Genomic DNA, 18,778 nt, shown 5'->3' on the forward strand with positions numbered 1-18,778 from the left:
ACAACTAATCACCAAGATTCGAAACCAGATACACCACTACCCAGGACTTGACCCCGACGAGTAAGCACGTAAGACTCGATACCTGTTTTAATGACTGGCTGCCGGTCAGAAAGAAAACGCTGTCGGATGTATCCAGATGCATTAAATACAGCGGCTTCTCGCCACAGTGTCAAGGAGTTATCGATAACACCGAAACTACGCAAGTTTTCTTTAAAGAATAAAGACTGAGACGCTTGGTGGGTTGCGATGAGCTTCTTACTGGCCAGTGCATAGGCCACGACTGCAGCAAGAAAGATGATTCCTTCCCGCCAAGAGCTTGCGCGTATTACTGCAGTGGCTCCAGCGATTAATGCGATAGCGGCCGGCAAGATAGATAAGTAAAGAGATGAAAGCACGTCACGATAAGCACCCGCTTCACTGTCGATAGCGAAGGAAATCTCGGAGTTATCAAGTTTTGAGCGGATGGCCGGAGGAGCTGAGATGCTATCGCTCAGCGACTGAGCCATTGCTTTTGCTTGTAGGTTTTGCTCGATTAATCCGTACATTGGGAAAGCCAAGTATTTCGAGGCAACGCCACCAAACCATAGCAGCGAATAGACTATAGACACTATCAATATTCGCTGGATAAAAGAGTCTTCTCCTGAAACCTGTAGTATGCCTCCTACACCGTCACCGAAGTAGTAAGGCGCTAGCACTGAGCAAACGGAAGATAGCCCGATGCAGAAAAGTACGATGAGGTTCCGATAGGGAGAGACTTTCCACGCACAGGAGAGGACGCTGATTATGAAATGCATTCTTAGCTCCTGGAATGACGAAGCGGATGGGGACACTGGAACAGAGCTACCCAAAGGGGACAGGGGCTTCTGTGAACCCGGCTCTTCGGGAGAACTGAGACAGATTTTTAAGAGCCTGAGTCCTACAATCAAGTAGTCCTGATGGCCAATAGTCGCTCATTATCCGTGCGATGTACCAAGGGGTGCCGTCGAAAAAAATCTTATCAAGAAGAAGGAGCGGAGGATTGGGGAGGCTTTTCAGAGTTTTGATAGGCAAGAGAGCCGAAAGCACAGTCTCAATGTGCGAATCTTGGTGTAGTGTCGCGGTCGTTTCAATGGTTGGCCACTGGCTAACAGTTTCAGGGTTATTGGCGGAGAAGTATGCGTATTGGATTTCGTCCATAAGCTGGCGTTTGGTTCCACTGCGCAGCAAATTATCCTGCATGAGAAGTATTGCTTGGAGACATTCCCGTAGAGCGTTAGCGGCTGTTTCCTTCTGAGTGAAGCCCGCTGCTGCACCAGCAGCGTATTTAACTCGCTTGCTAGGGCTATCATTCAGCGCAAGGCAGACCGAAATCCCGTCAAATAATGAAATTTCTCTTACGTGGATATTGCGATAAACTTGGGACGGATTGTCGTAAGGAGCTGCCAACGACCTACCTTTGGTGTGGAAGCGCCAATGAGCAACTATCGACAGCCTTTCTAGGAATTCAAGTGCCGCGTTGAGGATTGCCTGTACGGGAGAGGTGTGAATGGCTGTTCCCGAGGAGTCGACATAATTTGCATCGGTTCCATCGAATACAACTTGTGTCGGCTCGTTTGTTTCTTCAAGATTGTAGATGTGTGCATGATTGCTAGGTCCGTGCACTTGCCAAAAGCGCTCCAAGGCTTCGGCACGAGCGCGGAGTTTGGGCTGGTTTGTGCCGAATCCGATTCCAGACGATAATTGTTGAAGAGTTGCAACGGATAAAGAACCTTCACGAAAAATAGAATAAGAGAAGTTAATCTGTTGCATTGTTTACCTTGGTGAAAAGTTGTAAATGCTCAATCCAAACCTCATCCGCATTGAGGTCCCATAATGCGGCGGCTCCAAGTTCGTCAGAATGACCATATGCTCGAGTGTGTATCGAGAGTGTGGCGGAGATTGAAGCTGATTGCTGAATCATTTCGCCAATTTCGAATAGGGCAAATTTGTAGCCGCGTAATTGATATTTAGCAATTGTAAGTTCTGGAATGATGCCAAAACCTAAAATAAAGTCGATATCGGCAAGGTCTATTAATTCATTCCCAGTTACATGATTGCTCAAAACATTATGGGATATTGGGCTAAATCTCTCCAGGGCTCCTTGATTGGGAAGGAGGTGATATCGGTCCCAATGTGTATTGGTTCGGCGAAGCGCAAAGACCTGAACGGTGTACAATCCTCCAGCACTAGCGTAGGGACGTCTGGTATGGGTGCCGGTTGTTGGGGCGATGAAGCTTCTAGAGAGCAAGTTGGTGAATTCTAGCCATGTTGCAGGCTGTCTTTCGGTTTTTTCCGTGATGCTTTTGGTGTTTAGGCTAGGGGGGCGAATTTCGACGTGTGGGCTTTCATTTGGCTGAATCCTTTGTCCTTCAAGGCCGAATGTAAAATCGAAATCTCCAATAGTGGCAACCCATGATTCTGGAGTGTGTTGATTGGCTTGATGAACGGCAAAGCCATTTTCATATGGAAGTGCACTTCCTGCGCAAAGCTGTGCTCGAATCATCCTAGTTTTGTAGTAGGTGTCTGCTGGGATTATTTGCCTTAGCTGGAGGCGGGCGGAATCATCTAAAAATCTATTGGCCATAAAATTCCCTATGAGTGCAACTCGGATCGGGTGGAAAAATGTCCGAACGAACGGCGCCGTTCCGTAGTTCGAGCGTTTCGCTGTAGCGCATTGCATTTATTGCGTGAGGGTCGCGTTGGGTGAAGGCTATTCCGATTCTGTGAGCATCTGAAATCGCTGAGAGGAGTTCCAGCAACTGACTTTTGTCAAGACTTAAGTCTGCTTGGGCTGGTGTTCCGTGGGGTGCCCTAGAAAATGTTCTCTCAATGAAAATCTCAGCTTGGTGCGGGGTGGAGTGGGATAGATTTCGGGAGCAGATCGGGCATGGTCTACCACTGTTGAGCCAGCAGATGGAGCTTCTATAGCGCCGCGAGCCATCGAAAGAATAAGCTATGGCGGGGCGGTGAGGTGAGCGACCAGGGAGGGGGTAAGGAGTACCTCCGGCGAACAGAAGAATATCGATTATTTGTGTATCGCTGCTGGGTTTAGGCCATTTCATGGTGGGCGTGTAAAGAGATGCGAACTCTTCAAGTAAAGCTTCGTATTCCTTCGGTGCGTCAATGATGACCAGATTTGCTGCAGTTCCTTTAAAGAGGAGCTGCTCAATTGGTTGATCGGAAGTTTGAGGAAATTGACTGATGAGTTCTTCTTCTAGGCGCTCGCTCCGAAAAATGGAAAATGGAGTAACAATGAAAGTTTTAGTTTGACCGTGGAAGACTTCATAGGGTGTCTTGAGTAGCATATTTCGTCCTCAGCTAGCGAGGGGTGGTCACTTTGGTTCCTATGCGAGTACGGCGTCTCGGAGACCTTCCTGTTTCGCGCCTTGCTTGTGAATTAGTAACAGAAGTTCCTCGTCAAGTTGGGGCGAGGGATAGCGATAGGAGCCTTGTGTGCCTGGTTTGGTGCAGTTGGTGCAGCCTGCGCAATTTCCTGGCGATTGCGAGAGGGATGGAGAAGCTTCTGCGCGAGAGCCGAGGGTGAAGATCTCCTCAAGGTGGAGGGCATGCATGGCGGTAGGGCCTTACTGGGGTTTAAGCGAAAGTAGCGCAATGTGATGTGGATAACTATGCAATCTAATGTGCGATCCTGCTTACGTCAACCCCTTTGGGGTACGTCCAGGGTTTTGAGTCTTGCACGGTAAGGGGATGGGGGTTCGCAATGTCTCTCCACTGTAACTAGAGGCAAGTTACCTGGGTTCGATTGTGACAAGCCTTAGGGGGTGGTGCTTATGGTTTCAGTCGGTCCATATGCAAAGCAAACCTGAAATCGGGTGTAAGTAAAGAAATGCGTGCTCTGGGCTGTCAGAGTTACTGGCAATACCGATGGTCGCCGGAGCTTCGGTCAACTGTTCATCAGCGGGATCTACTTCAACAACGTCGTGATTGCGGTTGCACTACGCCAAACCAGTGCTACCGCTTATTTGGTATAGGAGAAGGCGGCGCCCGATAGCCGACCTTAACCCCCGAAAAGCATGGTTCTTTACTTAATCCGAAAACCTGCCATTGCATCACTACCGCCGGAAAGCGTGCGCCCGGAGAGACTTGAACTCTCACGTCATAAGACACTAGAACCTAAATCTAGCGCGTCTGCCAATTCCGCCACGGGCGCATGCACAGTTCATGGTGAGCTGCGCTCGCAATAGTTTACACGGCGCGGGGGAGAGGGGAGAAATCCACTTTTGTGGGGGCGGTGGGTAAGCTATGACGCGTGAGCGCCGAATCAGTACCCAAGAAACGCAAGGTCAGGATGCGATGGTGGCACATCGTTCTGATTGCGGTTCTCGTCGTGCTCTTTTTGTTCCTGGCCTACTGGCAATGGACCCGCTTTAAGTCCGGCTCTGGCACCTTCCAGAACTTGGGCTATGCCTTCCAATGGCCGCTGTTTGCGGTCTTTGTGGTCTACGCCTACCGTACCGCGATGAAGTATGAAAACGAGCGTATCGACCGGGAGAACGAGGCCGCCGAGCGCGGCGTGGATCCCCGCGAGTATGAAATCGAACAATCGCAGGCGGCCAAGGAATCCAAGGAAGTTACCAAGATTGATGAGGACTTCCTGCCCCAGCGCCCGCAGATGGACGTCGAGACCTTCAATGCTATGAACCAGCCTCGTCGTCGTCGCGGTGAGGACGACTAAACCGCAGCCGTACCTGACATAGAAGCCAAACCCAGAAACCACACCTAGAAAACCACACCTAGAAAGCAGCCAAGAAAGCACTGTCATGAGCAATTCCGTGCACCCTGACCGCAAAGACCGCATCCGCGGCCCGCTGAAGTTCTTCTCCATTGCGGCCACCATCACCGGTATCTTCCTCCTGATCCTGGTGGTGCGCATGATCCTGCAATACGGCGTGGGCATGGAGATGCCTGAGTGGGCCACCTACATCGCGCAGGCCCACGGCGTGGCCTACATGGTCTACCTCGTGTCCATTCTGGTGCTGGGCCCGCGCGCCCTGTGGCCGGTGGGCAAGCTGTTCACCACCGCCCTGGCCGGCGTGGTGCCCTTCCTCTCCTTCTGGATGGAGCACAAACGCCGCCTCGAGGTGACCGAGCAGTTCCAGCTTTAAGGCTGGCGATTAAGGCGGCGGCGAGTCGAGCCGAACCCGAGCGGGCTGTGATATGAGACTGAGAGGTCTTAAAATCACGGCCCATTCTCATTTTTAGAGAAGTTTTTATCAAAACGGCCCGTTTTAGAGAATGTGGGTTCATGGCTGTCGCGGCCACGCGCTGTGATGTGTGGCACGCCGTGGCTTATGTATCCGCGGTGTAGAAAAATCCGGGAAAGGGGAGGGGAGGCTTTGCTAGGGGGTCGTCGTCAAGCAGCGCTAAGGCAAGGAGCTGCGAAAATCGGGCCGAACAGTTGGCGTGCTAAAGTGGGAACGGACTGTGTCGCAGGTCATAAGCGGGGGTGAAATACCCCCGCGATCTACAGTACGACTGTTTTTTATGAATCGGGTGACCTGCATGGGGAAAATAGGTGGCCCAGCACACAAGTTGCCAGAGTTGAGAAGTCTTTATCATAGACAGTGTGCGGGGCTCGTCGCGAGGAACCGGCTCAGAAACTGAGTTGAGGTCATTGGGAAGAGCGACACAAGCCCCCATATCGAACTTGAGACTGAACCGAGAAAGGGAGTCTACATACATGACCACCGCAACGCAGCCGCTGCAGTTTGAAGCCTGGAAAGGATTTGAGACCGGTCCGTGGACCGAGGGCATCAACGTCCGCGACTTCATCCAGCGCAACTACACCCCCTACGATGGCGACTCATCATTCCTCGCCGGCCCCACCAAGAAGACCCTGAGCGTGTGGGAGCACCTGGAGAAGAACTACCTCTCCGTGGAGCGCCAGAAGCGCGTCTTCGACGTCGATACCCACACCCCCAGCGATATCGACGCCTTCCCTGCCGGCTACATCAACGAGGACGATAACGTCATCGTCGGCCTGCAGACCGACACCCCGCTCAAGCGCGCCATGATGCCCAACGGCGGCTGGCGCATGGTGGAGCAGGCCATCCGTGAGGCCGGCAAGGAAGTCGAGCCGGACATCAAGAAGATCTTCACCCGCTACCGCAAGACCCACAACGACGCGGTCTTTGACATCTACACCCCGCGCATCCGCGCCGCCCGTTCTTCCCACATCATCACCGGCCTGCCCGATGCCTACGGCCGCGGCCGCATCATCGGCGACTACCGCCGCGTGGCTCTCTACGGCGTGGACTACCTCATCGCCGAGAAGGAAGCAGCCAAGAACTCCGTGGCCGATGCCGGCTTCAGCGAGCACTGGGCACGCTTCCGCGAGGAGCACGCCGAGCAGATCAAGGCCCTGAAGAAGCTCAAGGTCATGGCAGAGTCCTACGGCTTTGACATCTCCGGCCCGGCCACCAACGCCCACGAGGCAGTGCAGTGGACCTACTTTGGCTACCTGGCCTCCATCAAGTCCCAGGACGGCGCCGCCATGTCCATCGGCCGCCTCTCCGCGTTCTTCGACATCTACTTCGAGCGTGACCTCGCCGCCGGCCTCATCACCGAGGAAGACGCCCAGGAGATCATCGACTCGCTGGTGCTCAAGCTGCGCATCGTGCGCTTCCTGCGCACCGAGGACTACGACCAGATCTTCTCCGGCGATCCCTACTGGGCAACCTGGTCCGACGCCGGCTTTGGCAACGACGGCCGCCACATGGTCACCAAGACCTCCTTCCGCCTGCTGCAGACCCTGATCAACCTGGGCCCCTCACCGGAGCCGAACATCACCATCTTCTGGGATCCGGCACTGCCCGAAGGCTACAAGGAATTCTGCGCCCACATCTCGATTGAGACCTCCTCCATCCAGTACGAGTCTGACCGCCAGATTCGTGAGCAGTGGGGCGACGACGCCGCCATCGCCTGCTGCGTGTCCCCGATGGAGGTGGGCAAGCAGATGCAGTTCTTCGGCGCCCGCGTCAACGCCGCCAAGGCCCTGCTCTACGCCATCAACGGCGGCCGCGACGAGGTCACCGGCAAGCAGGTTGTTGACGGCTACGAGCCCATCCAGGGCGACGGCCCACTGGACTTCGACGAGGTCTGGCAGAAGTACGAGGAGATGCTGGACTGGGTTGTTGGCACCTACGTCGAGGCCCTCAACATCATCCACTTCTGCCACGATAAGTACGCCTACGAGGCAGTAGAGATGGCGCTGCACGATTCCAACATTGTGCGCTCCATGGGCTGCGGCATCGCCGGCCTGTCCATCGTGGCCGACTCGCTGTCCGCCATCCGCTACGCCAAGGTCTACCCGGTGCGCGACGAGTCCGGTCTCATCGTGGACTACAAGACCGAGGGTGAGTTCCCGTTCTACGGCAACGACGACGACCGCGCCGACGACATCGCCGCCACCATCGTGCACACCATCATGTCCAGGATTAAGGCCATTCCGATGTACCGGAACGCCATCCCGACCCAGTCCGTGCTGACCATTACCTCCAACGTGGTCTACGGCAAGGCCACTGGTGCGTTCCCCTCCGGCCACGAGGCCGGTACCCCGTTCGCACCGGGTGCCAACCCGGAGAACGGCGCGGACAGTCACGGTATGGTCGCCTCCATGCTGTCGGTGGGCAAGCTGGACTACAAGGATGCACTGGATGGCATCTCGCTGACCAACACCATCACCCCGTCCGGCCTGGGCCGCACCCCGGAGGAGCGCATCACTAACCTGGTGGGCGTCCTGGATGCCGGCTTCATCATGGAAGACCACTAAACCCCCAACCACTCTTCACATTCACCCATCATTTCTTCTAAGGAGATAAGAATCATGGCAACCCCAACTTTTGACGAGCGCATGGCCACGATGAAGGCCAACCGAGACGCCAACAAGATGAACTCGGGCCTCTACCACGCCAACATCAATGTGCTGGACAAGTCCACTCTGGAGGACGCCGTCGAGCACCCGGAGAAGTACCCGAACCTCACCGTGCGTGTGTCCGGCTATGCGGTCAACTTTGTCAAGCTGACCCGCGAGCAGCAGCTGGATGTCATCTCCCGTACCTTCCACCAGGGTTCATAAATGGCTGATGGCATTACTGGTGTCGTCACCCTCTCCCCGGAGCAAGGGGAGCGGGTGCGCGGTGCTGCCGCTGGCCTGAGCACCGACAACGACCTTGACGAGTACACCCGCCCGGAACTGATGGAGGCCCGCCGCACTGGCGACGTCGCTCTCATCCACTCCTGGGAGCTGGTCACGGCCGTGGACGGGCCGGGCACCCGCATGACGATGTTCATGTCCGGCTGCCCGCTGCGCTGCCAGTACTGCCACAACCCCGACACCATGGAGATGAGGGTCGGCACCCTCGAGCGCATCGAGGACGTCGTCAAGCGCATCAAGCGTTATAAGCCCATCTTCACGGCCTCGGGTGGCGGATTGACCATCTCCGGTGGCGAGCCGCTCTTCCAGATCGCGTTCACGCGCCGCGTGCTCAAGGAAGTCCACGACGCGGGCATCCACACCACCATCGATACCTCCGGCTACCTCGGCTCGCGCCTGCGGGATGAGGACCTGGAAAACATCGACTTGGTGCTGCTCGACGTCAAATCCGGCGACGAGGAGACCTACCAGAAGGTCACCCGCCGCCAGCTGCAGCCCACCATCGACTTCGGCGACCGGCTCAACGCCCTGGGCAAGCCGGTGTGGATCCGCTTCGTGGTGGTGCCCGGCCTGACGGATGACCCCGAGAACGTGGCAAACGTGGCCAACATCGTGGCGCGCTGGACCTCCAACGTCGAGCGCGTGGAGGTGCTGCCCTTCCACAACATGGGCGCGGATAAGTGGAGGGAGCTGGGCATTCCTTACACGCTGGAAAACACCCGGCCGCCCAAGCCGGAGAACGTGGAGGCCATCCGCGAGGTCTTTCGCTCCAAGGGGCTGACGGTGTACTAAGCGTGAACGCAGCGCGCCCGCGCTCGGTGTATACAGCGCGCCCGCGCTAGGCTCAAAGTATGAAACGCTTTGGCCACACCATCAAAGAACACTCGATCACCGTGCCGTGGGATTACTCCAATCCCGCGGCCGGTGATTTTGAGCTTTATGCCCGTGAGATCATCCCGCCCGGCGGCGAGGATTTCCCGGCGCTGCTCTACAATCAGGGCGGCCCCGGCTTTCCGGCCCCGCGCCCGCTGGGGGCAACGGGGATCATCGGCAAGGGCCTGGAGCGCTACCGCTGGATCCTCATGGACCAACGCGGCACCGGCCGCAGCCACCGCATCGACGAGCTCAGCCCGGAAGTAGACCGCAGCGTCGAACGCCTGAAGCTGCTGCGCCAGGACAACATTGTGCGCGACGCCGAACGCCTGCGCGAGCACCTGGGATTGGAGACCTGGGATCTCTACGGTCAGTCCTTCGGTGGCTTCTGCATCACCAGCTACCTCTCGCTCTTCCCGCAGTCCGTGGGTCGCGCCTACCTCACCGGCGGCCTGCCCACCCTGGGCAAGGGTGCCGACGATCTCTACCGCACCACCTTTGCCAAGCTCAAGGTGCGCCACGAGCGCTTCACCGCGCAATTTCCCTGGGCCGGCGAGCGCATCGCGGAGATCATCCACCACCTGGATAACTCCCAGGAGATCCTGCCCACCGGCGAGCGTTTGTCTGCGCGGCGCTTCCGCACCATCGGCATTGAGCTGGGGCGCGGGACGGGCTTTGACTCCCTGGCCTACCTGCTGGAGGAGCCCTTCCGCACGGTGAAGGGGGAGAAGCGCTTGCGCTCGGACTTCCTGCAGGGCGTGGGCCAGCGCGTGAGCTTCCAGGGCGGGCCGCTCTACGCCGCCATCCACGAGTCCATCTACGGCGGCGTGAACCAGGCCGTGACCGGATGGGCCGCCCACCGCGTGCGTGAAGAATTCGAGGAGTTTTCGGAGCAGGGTACTTACCTCACCGGCGAGCACGTCTTCCCCTGGCAATTCGATGAGGACCCCGCGCTGCGCCCCTTCAAGGAGGCCGCCGAGGCGCTGGCCCAGCACGAGTGGGAGACCAGCCCCTATGACGCGCAGGCGCTTGGCGATGCCCCCGCCATCGCCGCTGCCGCCATCTACCTCGACGATATCTTCGTTCCCTTTGAGGACTCGATGTCCACCGCTAGCGTCTACCGCGATCTGCGGCCGATGGTGACCAACCGCTACCAGCACAACGGCATTGCCGAGGACGGCGCGGGCATTCTGGGCGAGCTCTTCCGCCTCAGCGACGAGTATCAATTGCATTAAGAGTGCGTCGCTGCCCTCGCGGGACTGGCGTGGCTATGGCACAGTATCTCTAGTGTTTCTTGAGAAAAACTGGCGAGAGAAAGGCTGCGTATGCTTCTGACAATTGTGGGCGTTGTACTTCTGCTCATTATTTTGGCCACTATTTTTGATGGCTACTTCATCGTCCGCACCCGCGAGGCGGCGATTGTGGAGCGCCTGGGTAAGTTCGTGACGGTTGCCCACGCGGGCCTGCACTTCAAGCTGCCGTGGGTGGACCGCGTGCGCGCGAAGATCAGCCTGCAGGTGCGCCAGCTCGATGTCATGGTCGAGACCAAGACCAAGGACAACGTCTTCGTCCAAATCCCCGTGGCCGTGCAGTACCAGGTGGTCGAGGGCCGCGAGCGCGAGGCCTACTACATGCTCTCCAACCACGAGCAGCAGATCGTTGCCTACGTGCAGGACAATGTGCGCTCCTCGGTGGCGAACATGAACCTGGATGATTCCTTCTCCTCCAAGGACACCATCGCGCAGAACGTGGCGATGTCCCTGCGCGATAACATGGCCGCCTACGGCTGGCACTTTGTCAACACCCTGGTCACCGACATCCGCCCGGACGCCCGCGTGCGCGAGTCGATGAACTCCATCAACGCCGCGCAACGCGAGCGCGAGGCCGCCGTGGCCCAGGCCGAGGCCGAGAAGATCCGCGTGGTCAAGGAGGCCGAGGGTGCTGCGGAGGCCAAGAAGCTGCAGGGCCGCGGTGTTGCTGACCAGCGCAAGGAGATCGTCGAGGGTATCGCCCGCCAGTACGAGCTGCTGCGGGCAGCTGGCGTGGAGGAGAACCCGGAGACCCTCATGCTTATTTCCCAGTACCTCGACGCGATGGTGGACGTGGCGGACCGCTCCCACACCAACGTTCTCTACATGCCCTCCAACCCGGGCGGCATGCAGGAGCTCTTCGGCGGCATGCGCGATGCGCTTTTGTCCACCCAGGCGCTGGACCTGCAGGGCGATTCGCCGAAGCTCACCCAGAAGGACTTCATCGAGCGCCGCCGCAAGCGCGAGGAGCAAGAACGCCGCGAGCAGGAGCAGGAGGCAGCGCGCCGCCGCCAGGAAGCTGAGCAGGCCCGCCACGCCGTGGAACAGGGCGGCCAGCACGCCGCGCAGCAGATGCAGGCCTTTGGCAACCAGCAGCCGGGCCAGCAGCCCCAGCCCTTCGGCCAGCCAGGCCAGCCCGGTCAGCAGCCGCAGAGCGCACGCCAGTACTTCGACGAGCTGCGCCAGCAGCTCAAGGGCGATAACACTGGCCAGTAAGCACTGGCCAGTAAACACGGGCCCGTTAACCCTGGCCAGTAAATGTCGGCTGTCTACTTGGTGTAGCCGATGTTTTCGACCTCGATGACCGCGAAGGACGGGGCACCGTAGTTAGCCAGCTTCGGGTTGGTGGCCACCATGGCCGGACCGTTGTACAGCGGCATGATGCCGTACTGCTTGAGGGCTTCCTTCTCCAGGACGTTGGACTGCTTGATCTGCTCGTCGGCGTCCGGGATCTGGGCTAGCTCGTCGATCTTCTTGTCCAGCTCCGGGGTGCCGGTGCCGGAGCGGTTGAGCTCAGAGCCGGTGCGGTAGACCTGGCCAAAGTAGGCCACGCCGAAGGGATCGCCGGAGGAGAAGCCCATCGGGAAGATGTCGAAGTCGCGCTTGCTCATGACCTCGGAGAAGTCGGAGCTCGGGCGCTCCTCCACCTTGAGGTCGACTCCGATGTCCTTCATCATCTTCTGGATCGCGGTGGCGATGGCCTTGGAGATGGAGGAATCCCCCAGCAGCGAGTAGCGCAGGGAAAGTTTCTTGCCGTCCTTCTCGCGGATGCCGTCGGAGCCTTCCTTCCAGCCGGCCTCGTCGAGGAGGGACTTGGCCTTCTCGGCGTCGAAGGAGACGACCTCGCCGAAGTTATCCTCGTAGCCCTTCTGGGTGCCGTAGAGGTTGAAGGAGCCTGGCAGGTCCTCGGTGTAGCCGTCGAGGCCGTTGAAGCGGATGCTGGCGATGGTCTCGCGGTCGATGCCGGTCATGAGGGCCTCGCGCACCTTGATGTCGGAGAGGATCTCGTTCTTGGCGTTGAAAGTGAGCAGGGACTTCGAAGGCGTCATCGCCGTGCGGATCTCGATGCCGTCCATATCCTTGACCGCTGCCAGGCGCTCCTTGTTGCCCACGCCGGTGGCGTCGATTTCGCCGGCCTTGTAGGCGTTGATGGAGGCCTGATCCTCCATCTGGCGGTAGGAGACCTTATCCAGGAAGGGCTTGTCGCCCCACCACTTCTCGTTCTGCACGAAGGTCACGGTGCCGCTGTTGAAGTCGACGCTGTCCACCTTGTAGGGGCCAGCACCCCACTCCGGCTTGAGTTCACCCAGGTAGGCCTTGTTGAACTTCTCCGGGGTGTCCACCTGCGGTGGGAGCAGGATGTTGAACAGTCCCTGCCACCAGGGATAGGCCTGCGTGAAGGTGATGACCGCTTGCTTGTCGTTCTCGCCCTGGGTCACGGACTCGATGAGCTCGTAGCCGTCGGTGGAGGAGACGTTGACCTCGTCGTTCTCGCCGTTGTTGAACTTCCAGGTGTTCTCGAAGGCCTTCCAGTCAATCGGCGTGCCGTCGTTGTACTGCGCCTTGTCGTTGATGGTGTAGGTGACAACGGTCTTGCCGTCCTTCAGCTCATCCTTGACGTCGGTGATGTAGTCGTTGTTGGCGTGGAAGGTGCCGTCGCCAGAGAAGAGGCCGATCTGCGGGTTGTAGAACTTCCACACGTCGTTGGTGTAGAGGGTGCCGTCGGCGTGGAAGGGGTTCTCTTGCTGGGAGATCTCGGTGATCGCCAGGCGCAGCTCGCCGCCCTCGGTCAGCTCGCTGCGGTCCTTTTCGTTGTAGGAGCCGTCGAGCTTGACGTCGAGGGCTTCGCCGGACGCGGAGTTGGAGGAGCCGGCGGAGTCGGAGCCGCTGGAGGAGCAGCCGGTGAGAATGAGAGCGGAGGCAGCCACCACCGCGATGGTGGCCTTGCGGAGCTTCATGGTCATAGGTGTCACCTTTCGAGAGGAAACTTGAAGAAGAGTATTTAGTTGTAAGCCTTGAAAGTCTGGGGCCGGCCGGGCCGCGAGGAACCGAGGCACCCGGCCGGGGTGGCCTAGCTGGCCGGTGCCTCGTAGATTTCGCGGGTGCGGTTGCGCTCCACGGCCGGGTCCGGCACGGGAATCGCGGAGAGCAGTGCGCGGGTGTAGGCGTGCTGCGGGTGGTCGAAGACATCGTCGGTGGGGCCGTATTCCACGAAGTCGCCCTTGTACATCACCGCGACCTTGTCGGAGAGGTGGCGCACCACCGAGAGGTCGTGGGCCACGAAGACCAGAGAGATGCCCAGGCGGCGCTTGAGATCATGCAGCAGATTGATGATGCCGGCCTGGATGGAGACGTCCAGCGCGGAGACTGGCTCATCGAGCACCACGATGGAGGGGTTGGTGGCCAGCGCGCGGGCCAGGCCGATGCGCTGGCGCTGCCCACCGGAGAAGTGCCCAGGGAAGCGATCCACCTGGTGCGCTTCCAGGCCCACCAGCTGCATGAGCTCGGCGATGCGCTTGTCGATGTCGCCCTCATAGCCCAGGGAGTGCAGTGGCTCACCGATGATCTCGCGAATGGTCATGCGCGGGTTGAGCGAGCTCATAGGGTCCTGGAAGACGATCTGGATGTCCTTGCGCAGCTTACGGCGAGCCGCGGAGCTCAGGCCGCTGGTCTCAGTGCCGTTGACCACGATGCGCGAGCCCTTCGGCGGGTTAAGGTCCATGATCTCCAGCAGGGTGGTGGTCTTGCCGGAGCCGGACTCACCGACGATGGCGAAGCACTCGCCCTGGTGCACCGTGAAGCTGACCCCCTTGACCGCGTGCACGGTGCCCACCCGGCGTTTGAGAATCGCGCCCTTGATGAGTGGGAAGTCCTTGACCAGGTTCTCCACCTCGAGGGTGACCGGGCGCTCATCGAAGGGGGTATCACCCAGGGCATCGGGGGCGATCTCCGGCAGCGGGTACATGCGCTCGCCGTCGATCATGCCCTCGGAGATATCGCCGGAGCGCAGGCAGGCGGCGGAGTGAGTGGGGGCGTCGTCCAGCGGCAGCAGCTCGGGCTCCTCGGCACGGCACTCCGGAAGCGCCACCGGGCAGCGCGCGGCGAAGGGGCACTCGTTGAGGTCCTCGATGAGCCGCGGCGGGGTGCCAGCAATCGGGGTGAGGGGTTCGTCGCTGGCCATGTCCACGCGCGGGGTGGAGCCCAGCAGACCCACGGTGTAGGGCATCTTGGGGTTGGTGAAGATGGTGTCGACGTCGCCGTATTCCACGGGGCGCCCGGCGTACATGACGAGGACGTCGTCGGCGGTACCGGCCACCACGCCCATGTCGTGGGTGATCATGATGACCGCGGCGCCGGTCTCGCGCTGGGCCACCTTGAGCACCTCGAGGATCTGCGCCTGGATGGTGACGTCGAGGGCGGTGGTGGGCTCGTCGGCGATGATCACCTTGGGGTTATTGGCCATAGCGATGGCGATGACCACGCGCTGGCGCATGCCGCCGGAGAATTCGTGCGGGAAGGACTTGATGCGCTTTTCCGCCTCGGGGATGCCTACCAGTTTGAGCAGGCGGATGGCCTCTTTCTCGGCCTCGCCGTGGGAGAGATCGCGGTGGATCTGGATGGCCTCGATGAGCTGGTCGCCGATGGAAAAGACCGGGGTGAGCGAGGAGAGCGGATCCTGGAAGATCATGGAGATCTCCTTGCCGCGGATCTGGGACATGGCTTTATCGGACTTGCCGATGAGCTCCTCGCCGGCGTAGGTCACAGAGCCTTCCACGCGGGCATAGTCCGGCAGCAGGCCCATGACGGCCATGGAAGTCACGGACTTGCCGGAGCCGGATTCGCCCACGATAGCCAGGGTGCGCCCCGGCATCAGGTCGAAGTCGACGCCGCGTACCGCGTGGACGGAGCCGGCCTCCGAGGGGAAGGTGACGGCGAGGTCGCGGACGGAAAGCACGGGCTGGGTGCTGTGTTCGCTGCTGTGTTCGTTGTTCTGCATGGTTATGCGCGACCTCCGGAGTTCGAGTTGGGGTCAATGGCATCGCGCAGACCGTCTGCGATGAAGGCCATGGACACGGTGAGCAGAGTGAGCACGCCGGCGGGGAAGTAGAACATCCAGGGGGAGGCCTCGACGGCGTTGGCGCCGCCGGCGAGCAGGGTGCCGAGGGAGACGTCGGGAAGCTTCACGCCCAGGCCCAGGAAGGACAGGGCGGTCTCCGACATGATGGTGGAAACCACGCCGAGCGCGGCCTGGATGATGAGCAGCGAGCCGATGTTGGGCACCACGTGGCGGAAGATCGTGCGCATCTTGGACACGCCCATGTAGTCGGCGGCGCGGACGTAGTCGTTCTCGCGCACGCTCAGCGCCATGGCCCAGATCACGCGGGCGGGGTACATCCAGCCGAAGGCGATGAGGACCACGATGAGCAGCTTCCAGTCGCCGCCGGAATCGGAGACCACCAGGGCGATGAGCAGGAAGGTGGGGATGGCCAGCAGGAAGTGGATGGCGGCCAGGATGACCTTCTCGATGGAGCCGCCGTACATCGCGGCGGCCGCGCCGATGAAGGCGGAGAGCACCGTGGTGGCGATGGAAACGATGAGGGCGATGATGAGCGAGCGGCCAAGGCCGTGGACGGTCTGGGCGAAGAGATCGTTGCCGGAATCGGTGGTGCCAAACCAGTGCTCCGACGAGGGGCCGGTGGAGAGGTTGAAGAAGTCGGGCTCGTCGTAGGGCCACTGCGTGAGGAAGCCACCGAAGACGGAGAGCAGCGCGAGCAGCAGGAAGATGATGAGGCCGGCGGCGGCGAACTTGTTGCGGAAGAAGCGGCGCGTGTAGAGCTTGAGCTTCGAGGTGCCGCGGAAGTTACTGGTGTTGCCATACATGCGCTTTTGCGCGTCGTCGACGTCCACGCCGGCACCGAGGGCGGACTGCGCGCTGGGCTCGGTGGCCATGGAGAAGTCCGCGGTGGCGGTGTGCGGGCGCACGCCGAGGTTATCGGCGGCGGAGTCGATGGCGAGATCGTTGCGGCGGTGGCGCTCCGGCTGGCGGGCGTTCGCGCGTGGGGTGGTGGATTTCTTTTCTGGAGTCATCTAGCTCACCCTCACTCGTGGGTCGAGGGCAACGACGACGAGGTCGGCGAGGATCGCGGAGAACGCAATCATGACGGCGCCGAAGGCGGCGACGGCGGTGGCGCCGTTGACGTCGTTGCGGTTGATGGTTTCGATGAAGTATTGGCCCATGCCCTTCCACGCGAAGATGGTCTCGGTCATGATGGCGCCGGTGAAGATGCCGGGCACGGAGAAGGCCACCGAGGTGGCCACCGGGATGATCGAGGTGCGCAGGGCGTGCTTGCGGATGGCCTGGGAGCGGGTGAGCCCCTTGGCGCGGGCGGTGCGTACGTAGTCGGCGTTGAGGTTATCCAGCAGCAGGGTGCGCTGCATCATGTGGTAACCGGCGTAGCTGATGATGATGAGGGAGAGCGAGGGCAGGATGAGGTGCTGGCCCATGTCGATGAGTTTGGGGAAGAACCCCTGCACGTCCGGGCTGGAGGCGCCGGTGACGTAGACGATGCGGTGGCCGGTGGCCTTGTTGAGGGCTAGGCCGCCGGCGACCACCAGGATGGAGGCGACGACGACGTGCGTGTTCATCGTGATGATGGACACGCCCTGCCAGAAGCGGTCGGCTGCCTTGTACTGGCGCGAGGCGGTGTACACACCCAGGCCCACGCCGATGACGACGGACAAGATGGTGGCCAGCAGGAGCAGCTGCGCGGAGACCAGCGCGCGGTGGCCGATCTGTGCGCTGACTGGGTCCCCGAGCGGGGAGGTGCCCCAGTCCCAATGGAAGAGAATGCCCGTCAGCCATCCCCACCAGCGTTCAATGAGCGGTGTCTCGGGATTAAGGCCCAGTGGTGTGAGGATGCGGCCAATTTCTTCCTGGCTCAGCGGAGGGTTGCGCCCGATGTAGTTGGATCGCGGGTCGAGGAATACTCCGGCGAGCAGGTAAGCGATGTTGGTCGCAAGGAAGATCACCACGAGCCAGCTGGCGGTTTTCTTGATGATGTATTTGATCATCACACTTCCATTCGCTGAATTCTCTGTGAAACGTACGGTGAACTAATGAGATGTGGGACAATTGTCCAACAATCTGTGATGTGCCCCTCAGTAGTAGAGGTGAATCACATATTAGAGTCGTCGCGTGGGATCTAGCGGTGGAATAGGAAGAATTTACAGCCGAGGGGGTAAAACCTATTAGCCCCATATTGTATATATTTCGACCACTTAATATCTATCGACCAATAGGTGGTTCAGAATAAACGCGGGGAACTTCAAGGTTATGGGGCAGGTGTGAAGTGTGTGGTTTCGCGGCAAAAGCTGCATACTATGCATGCCCCGCGTGTGAACCTGCCGGGTGGGCCGCTGGCATGCGGCTAGCACGCGGCGAGCAGTCGGCCCAGCGCCTGCTGTTCCGCTTCGGTCACCCACACGCCGTAGGAGTGCTTGACCTCGACGATGCGGCGCGCGTATTCGCAGCGAAAGGCTTTGTTGGGCGGCAGCCAGGTGGCGGCATCACCCGCGCCCTTCTGTTGGTTGAGGGGGCCGTCGACGGCGAGCAGGTTGCGCGGATCGTTGGCGAAGTCCCGCCGCTTCTCCGGCGCCCACTGCTGCGCGCCCTTCTGCCAGGCATCCGCCAGCGGCACGACGTGATCAATCTGCACCCGAGAGGAGGTATCCCGCCCGCGCCGGAAGGGGATCTCGGTGCCGGAATAGGGATCATCGAGCACCCCGCTAAGCACCACGCAGTCGTGCGTTCCCTCCTTGAGGGTGACCTCGCGCAGGTCGCGCCGCAGGATGTCGTTGCGCGTATCGCAGCCGTTGTGGCCGAACTCCACTGTGACGTCATCGGACCACGCCTGCCCGAACTGTGCGCGCTCGTAGCCTGTCTTCGGCGCGCGGCCCTTGACCTCGATTTCGGCGAGCATCTCCTGGAAGGCGTCCGCGGGCGCCGCGGCGCCCGCGGCGTCCTCACTGGGCGGGGGAGTGTTGTCGCTGCTACTTGGCGGCGCCACCCCGGTGGCCGGCATGGTTGGCGCAGTTGGTGTTGTGGTGGCTGCTTCCGTGGGTGCTGCGGTGTCCGAGCCGGGGTTCTGTCCCTGTGCCGCGCACCCCACGGCGACGGCGGCGGCGATGGCGAGGTTGAGGATGCCGGCGGCGATGAACGGGGTGCGGGTGGCCATAAGGCAGATATTTTAGCGGGTAAACTCACACCCGTTATGAGCATTGACAAGTTCTTTGATGCCTACGTGGAAAAGCGCGGAATCGTGCCCAGCGCCGCGGTGGTTCCGGAGCATCCCTGCCAGATCTTCCAAGAAGGCTCCCGGGAAGACTCCACCCGGGAAGACTC

General features: G+C 60.1%; 14 protein-coding genes, 1 tRNA gene and 1 pseudogene. 6 read left to right on the plus strand and 10 right to left on the minus strand.

Annotated features, from left to right (window positions below; translation table 11 throughout):
* Positions 1-8 precede the first annotated feature (8 nt).
* From Q4E25_RS09800 to Q4E25_RS09820, 5 genes are all read right to left on the minus strand, one after another.
* Complete coding sequence (locus Q4E25_RS09800) at positions 9-794, minus strand: ABC transporter transmembrane domain-containing protein (RefSeq protein ID WP_303156622.1); 786 nt, start codon at positions 792-794, stop codon at positions 9-11.
* A gap of 46 nt (positions 795-840) precedes the next feature.
* Positions 841-1,788 carry a YcaO-like family protein gene (locus Q4E25_RS09805; RefSeq protein ID WP_303156623.1) on the minus strand — a complete coding sequence of 316 codons (948 nt, stop codon included), beginning with the start codon at positions 1,786-1,788 and terminating at the stop codon, positions 841-843.
* Positions 1,775-2,602 carry a hypothetical protein gene (locus tag Q4E25_RS09810; protein WP_303156624.1) on the minus strand — a complete coding sequence of 276 codons (828 nt, stop codon included), beginning with the start codon at positions 2,600-2,602 and terminating at the stop codon, positions 1,775-1,777. Before Q4E25_RS09810 ends, Q4E25_RS09805 begins: the two co-directional genes overlap by 14 nt.
* Positions 2,592-3,323, minus strand: coding sequence for a hypothetical protein (locus tag Q4E25_RS09815; protein WP_303156626.1), 732 nt, complete (start codon positions 3,321-3,323; stop codon positions 2,592-2,594). The genes Q4E25_RS09810 and Q4E25_RS09815 overlap by 11 nt, the downstream gene beginning before the upstream one ends.
* 784 nt (positions 3,324-4,107) lie before the next feature.
* Positions 4,108-4,189: transfer RNA gene (locus tag Q4E25_RS09820), tRNA-Leu, on the minus strand.
* 138 nt (positions 4,190-4,327) lie between these two features.
* Here Q4E25_RS09820 and Q4E25_RS09825 point away from each other — a divergent pair.
* The 6 genes and pseudogenes from Q4E25_RS09825 (at position 4,328) to Q4E25_RS09850 (ending at position 11,592) form a co-directional block, all read left to right on the plus strand.
* Positions 4,328-4,714: a hypothetical protein gene (locus Q4E25_RS09825; RefSeq protein WP_303156627.1), complete on the plus strand. Its 387-nt coding sequence runs from the start codon at positions 4,328-4,330 to the stop codon at positions 4,712-4,714.
* A gap of 85 nt (positions 4,715-4,799) precedes the next feature.
* Positions 4,800-5,144, plus strand: coding sequence for a DUF3817 domain-containing protein (locus Q4E25_RS09830; protein WP_303156628.1), 345 nt, complete (start codon positions 4,800-4,802; stop codon positions 5,142-5,144).
* A gap of 575 nt (positions 5,145-5,719) precedes the next feature.
* Positions 5,720-8,113: pseudogene (gene pflB, locus Q4E25_RS09835) on the plus strand (formate C-acetyltransferase); the annotation flags it as partial.
* A gap of 3 nt (positions 8,114-8,116) precedes the next feature.
* Positions 8,117-8,986 carry a pyruvate formate-lyase-activating protein gene (pflA, locus tag Q4E25_RS09840; protein ID WP_303156629.1) on the plus strand — a complete coding sequence of 290 codons (870 nt, stop codon included), beginning with the start codon at positions 8,117-8,119 and terminating at the stop codon, positions 8,984-8,986.
* A gap of 59 nt (positions 8,987-9,045) precedes the next feature.
* Positions 9,046-10,302 carry an alpha/beta fold hydrolase gene (locus tag Q4E25_RS09845; RefSeq protein WP_303156630.1) on the plus strand — a complete coding sequence of 419 codons (1,257 nt, stop codon included), beginning with the start codon at positions 9,046-9,048 and terminating at the stop codon, positions 10,300-10,302.
* A gap of 90 nt (positions 10,303-10,392) precedes the next feature.
* Positions 10,393-11,592, plus strand: a complete 1,200-nt coding sequence (locus tag Q4E25_RS09850; protein ID WP_303156632.1) for an SPFH domain-containing protein — start codon at positions 10,393-10,395, stop codon at positions 11,590-11,592.
* Positions 11,593-11,645: 53 nt separating this feature from the next.
* On the opposite strand, the gene Q4E25_RS09855 is transcribed toward Q4E25_RS09850, so the two are convergent.
* The 5 genes from Q4E25_RS09855 to Q4E25_RS09875 all read right to left on the minus strand — a co-directional run bounded on the left by Q4E25_RS09855 (position 11,646) and on the right by Q4E25_RS09875 (position 18,611).
* Positions 11,646-13,340, minus strand: coding sequence for an ABC transporter family substrate-binding protein (locus Q4E25_RS09855; protein ID WP_303156634.1), 1,695 nt, complete (start codon positions 13,338-13,340; stop codon positions 11,646-11,648).
* A 107-nt stretch (positions 13,341-13,447) separates the two neighbouring features.
* Positions 13,448-15,373: an ABC transporter ATP-binding protein gene (locus Q4E25_RS09860; protein WP_303156636.1), complete on the minus strand. Its 1,926-nt coding sequence runs from the start codon at positions 15,371-15,373 to the stop codon at positions 13,448-13,450.
* 2 nt (positions 15,374-15,375) lie between these two features.
* Positions 15,376-16,464: an ABC transporter permease gene (locus Q4E25_RS09865; protein WP_303156639.1), complete on the minus strand. Its 1,089-nt coding sequence runs from the start codon at positions 16,462-16,464 to the stop codon at positions 15,376-15,378.
* Complete coding sequence (locus Q4E25_RS09870) at positions 16,465-17,448, minus strand: ABC transporter permease (RefSeq protein ID WP_303156641.1); 984 nt, start codon at positions 17,446-17,448, stop codon at positions 16,465-16,467. It lies immediately after the preceding gene.
* Positions 17,449-17,804: 356 nt separating this feature from the next.
* Entirely contained in the window at positions 17,805-18,611 is an 807-nt protein-coding gene (locus Q4E25_RS09875) for an HNH endonuclease family protein (RefSeq protein ID WP_303156644.1), read from the minus strand.
* Positions 18,612-18,778: the final 167 nt, after the last annotated feature.

It is taken from the genome of Corynebacterium sp., from assembly GCF_030532325.1.
Lineage (GTDB): Bacteria > Actinomycetota > Actinomycetes > Mycobacteriales > Mycobacteriaceae > Corynebacterium.

Coding starts and splice junctions, on each gene's coding strand:
- Q4E25_RS09805 (WP_303156623.1), bottom strand. CDS start 1,788: ATGCAACAGATTAACTTCTCTTATTCTATTTTTCGTGAAGGTTCTTTA.
- Q4E25_RS09845 (WP_303156630.1), top strand. CDS start 9,046: ATGAAACGCTTTGGCCACACCATCAAAGAACACTCGATCACCGTGCCG.
- Q4E25_RS09865 (WP_303156639.1), bottom strand. CDS start 16,464: ATGACTCCAGAAAAGAAATCCACCACCCCACGCGCGAACGCCCGCCAG.
- Q4E25_RS09850 (WP_303156632.1), top strand. CDS start 10,393: ATGCTTCTGACAATTGTGGGCGTTGTACTTCTGCTCATTATTTTGGCC.
- Q4E25_RS09875 (WP_303156644.1), bottom strand. CDS start 18,611: ATGGCCACCCGCACCCCGTTCATCGCCGCCGGCATCCTCAACCTCGCC.
- Q4E25_RS09860 (WP_303156636.1), bottom strand. CDS start 15,373: ATGCAGAACAACGAACACAGCAGCGAACACAGCACCCAGCCCGTGCTT.
- Q4E25_RS09825 (WP_303156627.1), top strand. CDS start 4,328: ATGCGATGGTGGCACATCGTTCTGATTGCGGTTCTCGTCGTGCTCTTT.
- Q4E25_RS09855 (WP_303156634.1), bottom strand. CDS start 13,340: ATGACCATGAAGCTCCGCAAGGCCACCATCGCGGTGGTGGCTGCCTCC.
- Q4E25_RS09870 (WP_303156641.1), bottom strand. CDS start 17,448: ATGATCAAATACATCATCAAGAAAACCGCCAGCTGGCTCGTGGTGATC.
- Q4E25_RS09815 (WP_303156626.1), bottom strand. CDS start 3,323: ATGCTACTCAAGACACCCTATGAAGTCTTCCACGGTCAAACTAAAACT.
- Q4E25_RS09800 (WP_303156622.1), bottom strand. CDS start 794: ATGCATTTCATAATCAGCGTCCTCTCCTGTGCGTGGAAAGTCTCTCCC.
- Q4E25_RS09830 (WP_303156628.1), top strand. CDS start 4,800: ATGAGCAATTCCGTGCACCCTGACCGCAAAGACCGCATCCGCGGCCCG.
- Q4E25_RS09810 (WP_303156624.1), bottom strand. CDS start 2,602: ATGGCCAATAGATTTTTAGATGATTCCGCCCGCCTCCAGCTAAGGCAA.
- pflA (WP_303156629.1), top strand. CDS start 8,117: ATGGCTGATGGCATTACTGGTGTCGTCACCCTCTCCCCGGAGCAAGGG.